At 70.8% G+C, this 11,829-nt stretch carries 15 protein-coding genes and 1 tRNA gene; 6 read left to right on the top strand and 10 right to left on the bottom strand.

Annotation, left to right across the window (positions count from 1 at the left end; translation table 11 throughout):
• The first annotated feature begins 124 nt into the window (after positions 1-124).
• The 3 genes from EAO70_RS18270 to EAO70_RS18260 all read left to right on the top strand — a co-directional run bounded on the left by EAO70_RS18270 (position 125) and on the right by EAO70_RS18260 (position 1,507).
• Entirely contained in the window at positions 125-769 is a 645-nt protein-coding gene (locus EAO70_RS18270) for an HNH endonuclease signature motif containing protein (protein ID WP_148003997.1), read from the top strand.
• The gene (locus tag EAO70_RS18265; RefSeq protein WP_148003996.1) at positions 766-1,419 is read left to right on the top strand and encodes an HNH endonuclease; all 654 of its coding nucleotides are present in this window, start codon (positions 766-768) and stop codon (positions 1,417-1,419) included. The genes EAO70_RS18270 and EAO70_RS18265 overlap by 4 nt, the downstream gene beginning before the upstream one ends.
• 12 nt (positions 1,420-1,431) lie before the next feature.
• Positions 1,432-1,507 (top strand) — tRNA-Leu (locus EAO70_RS18260).
• Between the two features lie 54 nt (positions 1,508-1,561).
• Here EAO70_RS18260 and rdgB read toward each other — a convergent pair.
• From rdgB to EAO70_RS18240, 4 genes are all read right to left on the bottom strand, one after another.
• Positions 1,562-2,164: an RdgB/HAM1 family non-canonical purine NTP pyrophosphatase gene (gene rdgB / locus EAO70_RS18255; protein ID WP_148003995.1), complete on the bottom strand. Its 603-nt coding sequence runs from the start codon at positions 2,162-2,164 to the stop codon at positions 1,562-1,564.
• 8 nt (positions 2,165-2,172) lie between these two features.
• Positions 2,173-2,553 (bottom strand): hypothetical protein, encoded by a 381-nt coding sequence (locus tag EAO70_RS18250; RefSeq protein WP_148003994.1) that lies wholly within the window; start codon positions 2,551-2,553, stop codon positions 2,173-2,175.
• A gap of 87 nt (positions 2,554-2,640) precedes the next feature.
• Positions 2,641-3,372, bottom strand: a complete 732-nt coding sequence (rph, locus tag EAO70_RS18245) for a ribonuclease PH (RefSeq protein ID WP_148003993.1) — start codon at positions 3,370-3,372, stop codon at positions 2,641-2,643.
• A 131-nt stretch (positions 3,373-3,503) separates the two neighbouring features.
• On the bottom strand, positions 3,504-3,815 hold the full coding sequence (locus EAO70_RS18240) for a PTS glucose/sucrose transporter subunit IIB (protein WP_315986241.1): 312 nt from the start codon (positions 3,813-3,815) through the stop codon (positions 3,504-3,506).
• Positions 3,816-3,973: 158 nt separating this feature from the next.
• Between EAO70_RS18240 and EAO70_RS18235 the strand changes: the two genes are divergently transcribed.
• Together EAO70_RS18235 and EAO70_RS18230 are read left to right on the top strand one after the other, a co-directional pair.
• A complete protein-coding gene (locus EAO70_RS18235) occupies positions 3,974-5,272 on the top strand; it encodes a PTS transporter subunit EIIC (RefSeq protein ID WP_148003991.1) in 1,299 nt (432 codons plus the stop codon).
• 309 nt (positions 5,273-5,581) lie between these two features.
• Positions 5,582-6,847 (top strand): PTS transporter subunit EIIC, encoded by a 1,266-nt coding sequence (locus tag EAO70_RS18230; RefSeq protein ID WP_148003990.1) that lies wholly within the window; start codon positions 5,582-5,584, stop codon positions 6,845-6,847.
• A gap of 71 nt (positions 6,848-6,918) precedes the next feature.
• Here EAO70_RS18230 and EAO70_RS18225 read toward each other — a convergent pair whose 3' ends face one another.
• Positions 6,919-7,671, bottom strand: a complete 753-nt coding sequence (locus tag EAO70_RS18225) for an MBL fold metallo-hydrolase (protein ID WP_148003989.1) — start codon at positions 7,669-7,671, stop codon at positions 6,919-6,921.
• A gap of 203 nt (positions 7,672-7,874) precedes the next feature.
• Here EAO70_RS18225 and EAO70_RS18220 point away from each other — a divergent pair, with 203 nt between their 5' ends.
• Entirely contained in the window at positions 7,875-8,369 is a 495-nt protein-coding gene (locus EAO70_RS18220) for a type II toxin-antitoxin system PemK/MazF family toxin (protein WP_148003988.1), read from the top strand.
• Positions 8,370-8,400: 31 nt separating this feature from the next.
• Here the strand turns inward: EAO70_RS18220 and EAO70_RS18215 are convergent, their stop codons facing one another.
• The 5 genes from EAO70_RS18215 to EAO70_RS18200 form a co-directional block, all read right to left on the bottom strand.
• A complete protein-coding gene (locus EAO70_RS18215; RefSeq protein WP_148003987.1) occupies positions 8,401-9,351 on the bottom strand; it encodes a PLP-dependent cysteine synthase family protein in 951 nt (316 codons plus the stop codon).
• 5 nt (positions 9,352-9,356) lie between these two features.
• Positions 9,357-9,635: a MoaD/ThiS family protein gene (locus EAO70_RS18210; protein WP_073913441.1), complete on the bottom strand. Its 279-nt coding sequence runs from the start codon at positions 9,633-9,635 to the stop codon at positions 9,357-9,359.
• Between the two features lie 92 nt (positions 9,636-9,727).
• Entirely contained in the window at positions 9,728-9,844 is a 117-nt protein-coding gene (locus EAO70_RS40035) for a putative leader peptide (protein WP_315986240.1), read from the bottom strand.
• 44 nt (positions 9,845-9,888) lie between these two features.
• Positions 9,889-10,674, bottom strand: a complete 786-nt coding sequence (locus EAO70_RS18205) for an ABC transporter ATP-binding protein (protein WP_148003986.1) — start codon at positions 10,672-10,674, stop codon at positions 9,889-9,891.
• Positions 10,671-11,681 (bottom strand): FecCD family ABC transporter permease, encoded by a 1,011-nt coding sequence (locus EAO70_RS18200; RefSeq protein WP_148005212.1) that lies wholly within the window; start codon positions 11,679-11,681, stop codon positions 10,671-10,673. Before EAO70_RS18200 ends, EAO70_RS18205 begins: the two co-directional genes overlap by 4 nt.
• Between the last annotated feature and the right edge of the window lie 148 nt (positions 11,682-11,829).

Raw genomic sequence — 11,829 nt, 5'->3', positions numbered from 1 at the left:
CGCACGAACGGCCCGCCCCGGACACCCCGGCGCGGGCCGTTCCGCATCCCGCACGCGATATGACGTGACCGTCCGATAGTCGGGTCGTTGGTACGTACGAGAACCGCACTGGGGAGGGGACGGGATGGGGACGACGAGTGTGTACACGCGGGAGCGCCTGGAGGAGGCGGCACGGGACGCCCGCACGCTGACGGAGGCGCTGGAGCGGTTGGGGGTGGACCCGAACAGCCCGACGCGAAGGTACGTGCGGGACCGGATGCGGAAGCTGGGGGTGGACTGTGGCCACTTCGAGCGGGAGGGGGTGCGGTGGACGCGGGAGGTGCTGGCGGAGGCGGTGGCCGACTCGACGAACATGTGCGACGTGCTGCGGCGGCTCGGGGTGGAGGTCGTGGGCGGACAGCACACCCACATCAGCCGGCGGATCAGAGCGTTCGGCATCGACACCTCGCACTTCCGCATGCCGTCGCGGCGAGGGGAGCCCCGACGCCCCCGGACTCCTGAGGGCCTGCTCGTCCAACAGCGCGGCCCACGGTCCCGACGCATCCCGAGCGACCGCCTCGCCTGGGCGATGACGGAGTCCGGCGTACGGAAGCGGTGCGCGCTGTGCGGTACCGGCACGGAATGGCGCGGTCGGCCGCTACCGCTGGAGATCGACCACGTCGACGGCGACTGGCGCAACAACCTCATCGAGAACCTTCGCTTCGTCTGCCCCAACTGTCACTCGACGACGGACACCTACCGGGGGCGCGGTAAAGGGCGGGTCTCATGACCCGCGGTCCTCGGTACAGCCGCGAGCGACTGGCCGCGGCGGCGGGGCGGTGCACCTCCCTCGATCAGGTGCTGGAGTTCTTCGGTGCCGGGCCGGACGAGAAGCTCCGCCGCTACCTCCTCAAGCGGTTCGCCCACTACGACATCGACATCTCGCACCTTCCACGCCGTCGGCGCGGCCGTCAGCCGCAGCGCCCGGCGCCGGACGAGCTGCGGAGCGCGGTCGAACAGACGGCTTCCATCGCCGAGGCTCTGCGTGCGCTGGGCAGGCCGGACAACGGTCAGATGCGGACGCTGTTCCACCGGTGGGTCGAGGACGACGGCCTCGACACCTCGCACTTCTCCGGGCAGGCGCACCGGCGGGGCAAGGCGGGCGCCACCAAGCCCGCGGCGGAGATTCTCGTCCGGCACGAGGTGGGCCGCCGGACGAGAACACACCTGCTCCGGCGGGCCCTGCGCGAGACGGGCGTGGCAGAGGAGTGCGCGGAGTGCGGGCTCGGCCCCGAGTGGCTCGGCAGGCCGATGACTCTTGAGGTCGACCACATCAACGGCGACTGGAGCGACGACCGGCGCGAGAACCTGCGGCTGCTCTGTCCCAACTGCCATGCGACGACCGACACCTGGTGCCGGGGAGGACGGCGGGTAAGGTAGGGGATCGCGTACGCGCCCGTACTCCAAGGGAAGAGAGAATGGCTTTAGGTGCCATGTGTTGTCGGTTCGAATCCGACCGGGCGTACCAGTAGAGGGGGCCTGCTGCCTGGGAATCGAGGGCAGCAGGCCCTTCCGCTTTCCCTCAGCCCAGGAGTTCCTTCACGATCGGGACCAGGGCGCGGAAGGCCTGGCCTCGGTGGCTGATGGCGTTCTTCTCCGCCGGGGTCAGTTCGGCGCAGGTCACCTCGTGGCCCTGGGGCTGGAGGATCGGGTCGTAGCCGAAGCCGTTCGTGCCGGCCGGGGCGTGGCGGAGGGTGCCCGGCATCGTGCCCTCGACCACGCGTTCCGTGCCGTCGGGGAGGGCCAGGGCCGCCGCGCAGGCGAAGTGCGCGCCCCGGTGCTCGTCGGCGATGTCGGAGAGCTGGGCCAGCAGGAGGTCGAGGTTGGCGCGGTCGTCGCCGTGCGTGCCGGACCAGCGGGCGGAGAAGATGCCGGGCGCGCCGTTGAGGACGTCGACGCAGAGGCCGGAGTCGTCGGCGACGGCCGGCAGGCCGGTGGCGCGGGCGAGGGCGTGGGCCTTGAGCAAGGCGTTCTCGGCGAAGGTGACGCCGGTTTCCTTGACGTCGGGAATCTCCGGGTACGCGTCCGCGCCGACGAGTTCCAGGTCGAGACCTGCGTCGGCGAGGATCGCGTGGAGTTCGGTGATCTTGCCCGCGTTGCGGGTGGCGAGGATCAGACGGGTCATGCAGTCGATTATCCCGGGGTGCAGACCTTCCCGATCTCGGTGGCCGCGTCGGTGACGGGGGTGATGTCCGGGGTGGTGTCGCCGTTCTCGACGGCGGTGCGGACGCTGTCGACGCCCTTGGAGAGGTCGTCGACGGCCTTGGAGAGGTCGGCGTTGTCCGTGGTCTTCTCGAGGTTGTCCAGTTCGGTGGAGATGGAGGTGAGGGACTCCTCGATCTGGGTGACGTCGTTGGAGGCGTTGGAGACGGCCTGCTGGAGGTTGCTCACCGACGTGGCTATCGCGTCGGCGGTCTTGACGCAGTCCATGGCCTTGTCGAGGGCTCCGCAGCCGCTCAGGACGGTGGTGAGTGCGGCGGCCGTGGCCACGGCGAGTACGAGACGGCGCTTCAAGGCGGGTCCTCCCCCGGGTGCGTACAAGTGGACGGGCGGGCGCACGGATCGTATCCGGGTGCCCGCCCGTCAGGACGCCGTGCGGGGTCAGAGGGTTCCTTCGAGGGCCTTCCGCTGGATCTCGGCGAGTTCGGCGCAGCCGCCTGAGGCGAGGTCGAGGAGGGCGTTGAGCTCCTTGCGGTCGAAGGGCTCGGCCTCGGCGGTGCCCTGGACCTCGACGAAGCGGCCGTCGCCGGTGCAGACGACGTTCATGTCGGTGTCGGCGCGGACGTCCTCCTCGTAGCAGAGGTCGAGGAGGGGGACGCCGTCGACGATGCCGACGGAGACGGCTCCGACGGTGCCGGTGAGGGGCTTGCGGCCGGCCTTGACGAGCTTCTTGGCCTGGGCCCAGGCGACGGCGTCGGCGAGGGCGACGTAGGCGCCGGTGATGGCGGCGGTGCGGGTGCCGCCGTCGGCCTGGAGGACGTCGCAGTCGAGGACGATGGTGTTCTCGCCGAGCGCCTTGTAGTCGATGACGGCGCGGAGGGAGCGGCCGATGAGGCGGGAGATCTCGTGGGTGCGGCCGCCGATCTTGCCGCGGACGGATTCGCGGTCGCCGCGGGTGTTGGTGGCGCGCGGGAGCATGGAGTACTCGCCGGTGACCCAGCCCTCGCCGCTGCCCTTGCGCCAGCGCGGGACGCCTTCGGTGACGGAGGCGGTGCAGAAGACCTTGGTGTCGCCGAAGGAGATGAGGACGGAGCCCTCGGCGTGCTTGCTCCATCCGCGTTCGATGGTGACGGGGCGGAGCTGTTCGGGGGTACGGCCGTCGATACGAGACATGAGTCGAGCCTAGCGGGGCGCGGGGAGGCTCCCGGCCGTCCGTGGTCCTCGCGGGGGCGGGCATGACGAAGGGCCCGTTCCCCTGCCGGAACGGGCCCTTGTCGATGTGAGGGTGCTGAGGGGTCAGCTGCTCACATCATGTCTTCGATGTCGGCGGCGATCGGGTCGGCGTCGGTGCCGATGACGACCTGGATCGCGGTGCCCATCTTGACGACGCCGTGGGCGCCGGCGGCCTTGAGGGCGGCCTCGTCGACCTTGGACGGGTCCACGACCTCGGTGCGCAGGCGGGTGATGCAGCCTTCGACCTCTTCGATGTTCTCGATGCCGCCGAGCCCGGCGACGATCTTCTCAGCCTTGGTGGCCATGTGTTTCTCCCTGTCCGTTCTGTTCGCGCGTACGCGAGTCTCGGCGCACCTGCGGTCCGCTTTGTCACGGTAACCCACGGTTGGCCCAACTTCGCGAGCGAGTGCCGCCGTTCTGCCGAATGATGACGATCACCGGCGGCCTGTCCTCAGCGGGCTCCCGGGAGCCTATCGCAACTGGTCTACACCAGTGTGCAACGAGACGCGCACCCGGCTTGTTCCGGACAGGGAGGACGCCGATGAGTACCGACAGCGCCGCGGCGCGGCCGAGGAAGTCCGTGTGGGGCGGGCTCTTCCAGGGGCTCCAGAAGATGGGCCGCAGCCTCCAGCTCCCGATCGCCGTCCTGCCGGCCGCGGGCATCATCAACCGGCTCGGGCAGCCGGACGTGTTCGGCGCGGACGGTCTGGGCTGGGACAACGTCGCCAAGGTGATGGCGGGCGCGGGCGGCGCGCTCCTCGACGGCAGCCTGGGGCTGCCGCTCCTCTTCTGCATCGGTGTCGCGATCGGCATGGCGAAGAAGGCGGACGGCTCGACCGCGCTCGCGGCGGTCGTGGGCTTCCTCGTCTACTACACGGTGCTGCGCCAGTTCCCGAAGGACTGCCCGTCGGGTACGCAGGACATCGGGGGCGGCTGCCTCGGCGCGGACGACTCCTTCGCCGGGTACACGTACCAGAACCCGGGTGTCTTCGGCGGCATCGTGATGGGTCTGCTGACCGCGTACCTGTGGCAGCGCTATCACCGGACGAAGCTGGTGGACTGGCTGGGCTTCTTCAACGGCCGCCGTCTCGTGCCGATCATCATGACGTTCGTGGGCATCGTGTTCGCCGCGCTCTGCCTGTGGGTCTGGCCGCCGATCGGTGACGCCCTGGAGAGCTTCAGCGACTGGCTGGTCGGTCTCGGTGCCTGGGGTTCGGGCATCTTCGGCGTGGCGAACCGGGCGCTGCTGGTGATCGGTCTGCACCAGTTCCTGAACGTGCCCATCTGGTTCCAGTTCGGCACGTACGAGAAGCCGGACGGCACGGTGGTCCACGGTGACATCCCGATGTTCCTGGCGGGCGACCCGAACGCCGGCCAGTTCCTGACGGGCTTCTTCCCGATCATGATGTTCGCGCTGCCGGCGGCGGCGCTGGCGATCACCCACTGCGCGAAGCCGCACCGCCGCAAGGAGGTCGGCGGCCTGATGCTGTCGGTGGCGCTGACCTCGTTCGTCACCGGCATCACCGAGCCGCTGGAGTACTCGTTCCTCTTCATCGCGCCGGTGCTGTACGCGGTGCACGCCGTGCTGACCGGTGTGTCGATGGCGTTGACCTGGGCGCTGGGCGTGAAGGACGGCTTCAGCTTCTCGGCCGGTCTGATCGACTACGTGATCAACTGGGGTCTGGCGACGAAGCCCTGGCTGATCATTCCGATCGGTCTCGGATTCGCGGTCGTGTACTACGCGATCTTCCGGTTCGCGATCACCAAGTTCGATCTCCAGACCCCCGGCCGCGAGCCGGACGAGGTGGGCGACGAGATGGAGCGGGAGAACGTCAAGTGAGGCGGTCCGGCGACGTCCGGTAGCGCCGCGGTCACCCGTCGGAGCCTGGTCGTTTCGGGGCTTTCGCCCCGCCCGTAAGCCCCTCGAAAGGCCCCTGGACCTGACGGTCCGGGGGCCTTATGTCGTGCATTTCCAGCTATGGCTGAACGCACAGAATTCGCAGGTTCCTTATCTAAGTCTCACGTGCTACAACTGGTCTACACCACTCATTGGTGTAGACCACGCGGTCCAGACCACCGCGTTCCCCCGAGACGTCGCCGTCCCCCCTTTCCATCCTCTGGCGGCGCCTTGCCTTACTGGAGGAAGTTGATGAGTACGGCCACCGCCCAGGCCGCCGCTCCCGCGAAGAAGCGCGGATCCGGCCTGTTCCAGGGCCTGCAGAAGGTCGGTCGCAGCCTGCAGCTGCCGATCGCCGTGCTGCCGGCCGCGGGTATCTTGCTCCGTCTCGGCCAGCCCGACGTCTTCGGAAAGGACGGACTCGGCTGGGACAAGGTCGCCTCCGTCTTCGCCACCGCCGGCGGCGCGGTCTTCGACAACCTGCCCCTGCTCTTCTGCATCGGCGTCGCCATCGGCTTCGCCAAGAAGGCGGACGGCTCCACCGCCCTGGCCGCGCTCGTCGGCTTCCTGGTCTACAGCAACGTGCTGAAGGCCTTCCCCATCACCGAGGCCGTCGTCAACACGACCGCCAACAAGGGTGTCGACGTCGCCGCGACGTACAACAACCCGGGTGTCCTCGGCGGCATCCTGATGGGTCTGCTCTCCGCGGTCCTCTGGCAGCGGTTCCACCGCACCCAGCTGGTCGACTGGCTCGGCTTCTTCAACGGCCGCCGACTCGTCCCGATCATCATGGCCTTCGTCGGCACCGCCGTCGGTGTCGTGTTCGGCCTGATCTGGGAGCCCATCGGTGAGGGCATCTCCAGCTTCGGTGAGTGGATGACCGGCCTCGGCGCCGGTGGCGCCGGTCTCTTCGGCCTCATCAACCGCGCGCTGATCCCCGTCGGCATGCACCAGTTCGTGAACACCGTCTCCTGGTTCCAGATCGGTGACTTCACCAACGCGGCCGGCGAGGTGGTCCACGGTGACCTCAACCGCTTCTTCGCCGGTGACCCGAGCGCCGGAATCTTCATGTCGGGCTTCTTCCCGATCATGATGTTCGGCCTCCCGGCCGCCGCCATCGCCATCGCCCACGCCGCTCGCCCCGAGCGCCGCAAGGCCGTGATGGGCATGATGGTCTCCCTCGCGCTGACCTCCTTCGTCACCGGCATCACGGAGCCGATCGAGTTCACGTTCATGTTCATCGCGCCGGTCCTGTACGCGATCCACGCGGTCCTGACCGCCGTCTCGATGGCCGTCACCTGGGCCCTCGGCGTACACGCCGGCTTCACCTTCTCCGCCGGCGGCATCGACTACCTGCTGAACTGGAACCTCGCGACCAAGCCCTGGCTGATCATCCCGATCGGTCTCGTCTTCGCGGCGATCTACTACGTGGTCTTCCGCTTCGCGATCACCAAGTTCAACCTCCCCACCCCGGGCCGCGAGCCCGAGGAGGAGATCGAGGACCTCACCAAGGCGTGAGTCCCGCCCGTACACACGGGAAGGCCCCGGAACCGACAGGTTCCGGGGCCTTCCCCGTGTCCGCGCGAGGCTCAGATCTCGTAGACCGCGCCCGGTCTCGCCAGCTCCGACGGCCCCGCGTACACCTGGCGCGCGTCCGCCAGGTTCTGCACGCCGTCCGTCCACGGCGGGATGTGGGTCAGCACGAGCCGGCCCACCGAGGAGCGGGCCGCCTCGGCGCCCGCCTCCCGGCCGTTGAGGTGGAGGGCCGGGATGTCCTCCTTGCCGTGGGTGAACGACGCCTCGCAGAGGAAGAGGTCGCTGCCCTCGGCCAGCTCGTGCAGCGACTCGCAGACCCCGGTGTCCCCGGAGTACGTCAGCGACCGGCCGCCGTGCTCGATCCGGATGCCGTACGCCTCGACCGGATGGCACACCTTCTCCGTACGGACGGAGAACGGGCCGATCTCGAAGGCGCCCGACTTCAGGGTGCGGAAGTCGAAGACCTCGCTCATCGAGGTGGGTGACGGGGTGTCCGCGTACGCCGTGGTCAGACGCTGCTCGGCGCCCTCCGGGGCGTACACGGGGATCGCGTCGCACCGTCCGCCCTCGTGCCGGTAGTAGCGGGCGACGAAGTACCCGCACATGTCGATGCAGTGGTCGGCGTGCAGATGGCTGAGGAAGATCGCGTCGAGGTCGTACAGACCGATGTGTCGTTGCAGCTCGCCGAGGGCGCCGTTGCCCATGTCGAGAAGCAACCGGAAGCCGTCGGCCTCGACGAGGTAGCTCGAACAGGCCGAATCCGCGGACGGGAACGACCCGGAGCAGCCGACGACGGTGAGCTTCATGGAGCGTGAACCTCCGTGGACGGATACGGAAAGCGCGCTGGGGAAGGGGGAGGCTGTGCGGTCTGTCGAGCGTAAGGCGCACCCGGGCCCGACGCTCCTTCGCAGTGGCCCGTTGTGGGCGAACTCACGGGCTCTGTCACCGGTTCGGATGGATGGCGGGCCGCGTCGGCGGCGTGAGCGGCGCGCCGGTACCGTCTTGAGGTATGGACATGTCGTGGTGGCCCGCGCTGGTCGGGGTCGTGGTGCTCGCTCTGGTGGTGGCGCTCGCCGACGGGTGGCGGCGGTCGTCGCGACCCGGACGGGGGCGCAGGCCCGCGCCCTCGGGGCGGAGCAGGCCGCCGGTCCGGCCGCCCGGCCGGCCCACCGGGCCGCGGAAGGCTCCGTCGCGGTCGCCGCGGGCCGCGGAGATCTGGTGGGCGGACGTGCCCTTCGAGGACGGTCCCGGTTCGAAGGACCGGCCCTGCCTGGTCCTGTCGGTACGGGGGAAGAGCGCGCTCGTCGCCAAGATCACCAGCAAGTACCACGACGAGCGGCCGGGGGTGATCGCGCTGCCGCCGGGTGCGGTCGGGGACGCGCAGGGGCGGCCGAGCTTCCTGGAGACGGACGAGCTGCGCGAGGTTCCCGTGCGGGACTTCCGCCGGAGAGCGGGAAAGGCGGACCCGGCCGTGTGGGACCAGGTCCGCCATCTGGCGCGCTAGCGCGTCGCTCGTGGCCGGGGCGGCCGGGGGGCTAGGCCCAGAGCTGGCCCTGGACCGCCTCGATCGCCTCTTCCGTGGTGGCCGCGGTGTAGAGGCCGGTGGAGAGGTACTTCCAGCCGCCGTCGGCGACGACGAAGGCGATGTCCGCGCTCTCGCCCGCCTTCACCGCCTTGTTGCCGACGCCGATGGCCGCGTGCAGGGCCGCGCCTGTGGAGACGCCCGCGAAGATGCCCTCCTGCTGGAGGAGTTCGCGGGTGCGGGTGACCGCGTCGGCGGAGCCGACGGAGAAGCGGGTGGTGAGCACGGACGCCTCGTACAGCTCCGGCACGAAGCCCTCGTCGAGGTTGCGGAGGCCGTAGACGAGGTCGTCGTAGCGCGGCTCGGCGGCGACGATCTTCACGTCGGGCTTGTGCTCGCGCAGGTAGCGGCCGACGCCCATGAGGGTGCCGGTGGTGCCGAGGCCCGCCACGAAGTGGGTGATCGAGGGCAGGTCGGCGAGGATCTCGGGGCCGGTGGTGGCGTAGTGCGCGCCCGCGTTGTGCGGGTTGCCGTACTGGTAGAGCATCACCCAGGTCGGGTTCTCGGCCGCGATCTCCTTGGCCACCCGTACCGCCGTGTTCGATCCGCCCGCGGCGGGGGACGAGATGATCTCGGCGCCCCACATGGAGAGGAGCTGGCGGCGCTCCTCGCTGGTGTTCTCGGGCATGACGCAGACGATGCGGTAGCCCTTGAGCTTGGCGGCCATCGCCAGGGAGATGCCGGTGTTGCCGCTGGTCGGCTCCAGGATGGTGCAGCCGGGGGTGAGGCGGCCGTCCTTCTCCGCCTGCTCGATCATGTGGAGCGCGGGGCGGTCCTTGACCGAGCCGGTCGGGTTGCGGTCCTCCAGCTTCGCCCAGATGCGGACGTCGTCCGAGGGCGAGAGCCGGGGGAGGCGGACGAGCGGCGTGTTGCCGACCGCCGCCAGCGAGGAGTCGTAGCGCATGTGGATCAGACCATGCCGCCGGCGACGGCCGGCAGGATCGTGACGTTGTCGCCGTCGGTGAGCTTGGTGTCGATGCCGTCGAGGAAGCGGACGTCCTCGTCGTTGAGGTAGACGTTGACGAAGCGGCGGAGCTTGCCGTCGTCGACGATGCGGGCCTCGATCCCGGCGTGGCGGGACTCCAGGTCGGCGAAGAGCTCGGCGAGGGTGCCGCCGCTGCCCTCGACGGCCTTCTCGCCGTCGGTGTAGGTGCGGAGGATGGTCGGGATGCGGACCTCGATGGCCATGGCGTGGGCTCCTGTCGGAAGTGGCGTGATGGGCGCGCTGCTGGGGCCCCCGCGCGGAGGGGGGTCGTACGGGAGTGCGCTCGGCCGGTCGCTCAGAGCGCAGCGCGGGACGAACAGATCGCGCTGGCGAGGCGGCACAGGTCGACGTGCAGGCGCGCGACGAGCAGCACTGTGCCCGGAGTCTCTTCGCTCACGTCGTGGGAAACCATGGGCTCATCGTATCGATTCCCGGTCCGGGTTTCGGAATGTGATCTCACATGGTGGATGTTCGCCGACCGCCTGGCGGACCGGGCTGGAAGAGGACGGTGGGGTTCCCGGTCCTCGGATGCGGGATGACCTCGGTGTCCACCCCGTAGACGGCCTCCAGGAGGGCCGGTGTGAGGACCTCGGCCGGGGTGCCGCCGGTGACGAGCCGTCCGCCCTCCAGGACGTAGATCCGGTCGCAGTACGCCCCCGCGAGGTTGAGGTCGTGCAGCGCGAGCAGGTTCGTGGTGCCCAGGGTACGGACGAGGGCCAGGACGTCGAGCTGGTGGCGGATGTCCAGGTGGTTGGTGGGCTCGTCGAGGACGAGGAGGGCGGGGTCCTGGACGAGGGCGCGGGCGACGAGGGCGCGTTGCCGTTCGCCGCCGGAGAGGGCGGGGTAGGGGCGGTCGGCGAGCTCCGCGAGGCCGACGCGGGCCAGGGCCGCGTCGGCGCGCTCCCGGTCGGCGCCGGTGTCGCCCTCCCAGAACCGCTTGTGCGGGGAGCGGCCGAGGGCCACGAGTTCGCCGACGGTGAGCTCGAACTCCAGGGCGCTGTCCTGGGGGACGGTCGCGACCCGGCGGGCGCGGGCCTTGGGGCCGAGGGCGTGCAGGTCGGCGCCGTCGAGGAGGGCGCGGCCGGCGGTGGGGACGAGGGTGCCGTAGACGCAGCGCAGGAGGGTGGTCTTGCCGCTGCCGTTGGGGCCGATGAGGCCGACGGTCTCGCCGGGGCGGACGGTGAGGTCGACGGAGCGGAGCCGCTGCTCGTACGAGAGGCCCTCCAGGCGCAGTTCGGTCACAGCGGTGCTCCTTCCGGGCGCCGGCGCATCAGCCAGAGGAAGAACGGGCCGCCGGTGAGGGCGGTGAGGATGCCGACCGGGACGTCCTGGGGGGCGGCGACGGTCCGGGCGCCGAGGTCGGCGAGGACCAGGGCGAGCGAGCCGCCGAGCGCGGCGACCGGGAGGAGGCGGCGGTGCGGGGCGCCGACGGCGAGCCGGGCCGCGTGGGGGGCCATCAGGCCGACGAAGCCGACGGCTCCGCTGGCGGCCACCATGACGGCGGTGACGAGGGAGGCGAGGACGAAGACGGCGGCGCGGAAGCGGGCGGTGTCCAGGCCGAGGACGGTGGCGCCCTCCTCGCCGACGAGGAGCAGGTCGAGCGGGCGGGCGAGGGTGAGGAGGACGGCCACGCCGACGGCGAGGACGGCGGCGGGCAGGACGAGGGTGTCCCAGCGGGCGCTGCCGAGGCCGCCGAGGGACCAGTACAGGGCCTCCTGAAACTGCTCGGGGCGGCCGGCGACGACGAGCAGCAGGGTGGCGAGGGCGGACAGGATGTAGGAGACGGCGACTCCGGCGAGGACGAGCCGGGCGCCGGTCAGGGTGCCGCCGCGGCGGGCGAGCCCGTAGACGAGGACGAGGGAGAGCAGGGCGCCGGCGAAGGCGCCGGCGGGCAGGGCGAGGGTGGTGGTGACGCCGCCGGCGACGCCGAGGACCAGGACGAGGACGGCGCCGGCGGAGGCGCCGGAGGAGATGCCGAGGAGGAACGGGTCGGCGAGCCGGTTGCGGACCAGGGCCTGGAGGACGGCCCCGACGACGGCGAGCCCGGCGCCGACGACCACGCCGAGCAGGACCCGGGGCAGCCGGACGTCGAGGATGATCGTCCGGTACGGGGAGGGGTCGGCGGCGCGCCCGGTGAGGACGTCGAGGACCTGCCCGGGCGGGATGTGGACGGACCCGAGGGCGAGCGAGGCGATGGCGGCGACGCCCAGGGCGAGGAGGAGCCCGGCGACGACGACGGCGTAGCGCATGCGGCCACCGGTCGCGGTCTTCCCGGGCGCGCCGGGGCCGGCGGATCGGGCCGGCCCGAGGCGTGCGGTCCCGGGCAGCCCGGGCTCGGCTGACGAGCGGGGCCCGGCCGCCACGGCGGCGGGATCACCGGGCGCGGCGGGACCGGCG

The organism is Streptomyces sp. adm13(2018) (genome assembly GCF_008042145.1).
GTDB lineage: Bacteria > Actinomycetota > Actinomycetes > Streptomycetales > Streptomycetaceae > Streptomyces.
This window is presented reverse-complemented; position numbering and strand designations above follow the sequence as displayed.

What these genes read in the sequence shown, in the direction of transcription:
- EAO70_RS18270 (WP_148003997.1), top strand. Translation starts at nt 125, where the DNA reads ATGGGGACGACGAGTGTGTACACGCGGGAGCGCCTGGAGGAGGCGGCA.
- EAO70_RS18265 (WP_148003996.1), top strand. Translation starts at nt 766, where the DNA reads ATGACCCGCGGTCCTCGGTACAGCCGCGAGCGACTGGCCGCGGCGGCG.
- rdgB (WP_148003995.1), bottom strand. Translation starts at nt 2,164, where the DNA reads ATGACCCGTCTGATCCTCGCCACCCGCAACGCGGGCAAGATCACCGAA.
- rph (WP_148003993.1), bottom strand. Translation starts at nt 3,372, where the DNA reads ATGTCTCGTATCGACGGCCGTACCCCCGAACAGCTCCGCCCCGTCACC.
- EAO70_RS18235 (WP_148003991.1), top strand. Translation starts at nt 3,974, where the DNA reads ATGAGTACCGACAGCGCCGCGGCGCGGCCGAGGAAGTCCGTGTGGGGC.
- EAO70_RS18230 (WP_148003990.1), top strand. Translation starts at nt 5,582, where the DNA reads ATGAGTACGGCCACCGCCCAGGCCGCCGCTCCCGCGAAGAAGCGCGGA.
- EAO70_RS18225 (WP_148003989.1), bottom strand. Translation starts at nt 7,671, where the DNA reads ATGAAGCTCACCGTCGTCGGCTGCTCCGGGTCGTTCCCGTCCGCGGAT.
- EAO70_RS18220 (WP_148003988.1), top strand. Translation starts at nt 7,875, where the DNA reads ATGGACATGTCGTGGTGGCCCGCGCTGGTCGGGGTCGTGGTGCTCGCT.
- EAO70_RS18215 (WP_148003987.1), bottom strand. Translation starts at nt 9,351, where the DNA reads ATGCGCTACGACTCCTCGCTGGCGGCGGTCGGCAACACGCCGCTCGTC.
- EAO70_RS18210 (WP_073913441.1), bottom strand. Translation starts at nt 9,635, where the DNA reads ATGGCCATCGAGGTCCGCATCCCGACCATCCTCCGCACCTACACCGAC.
- EAO70_RS40035 (WP_315986240.1), bottom strand. Translation starts at nt 9,844, where the DNA reads ATGGTTTCCCACGACGTGAGCGAAGAGACTCCGGGCACAGTGCTGCTC.
- EAO70_RS18200 (WP_148005212.1), bottom strand. Translation starts at nt 11,681, where the DNA reads ATGCGCTACGCCGTCGTCGTCGCCGGGCTCCTCCTCGCCCTGGGCGTC.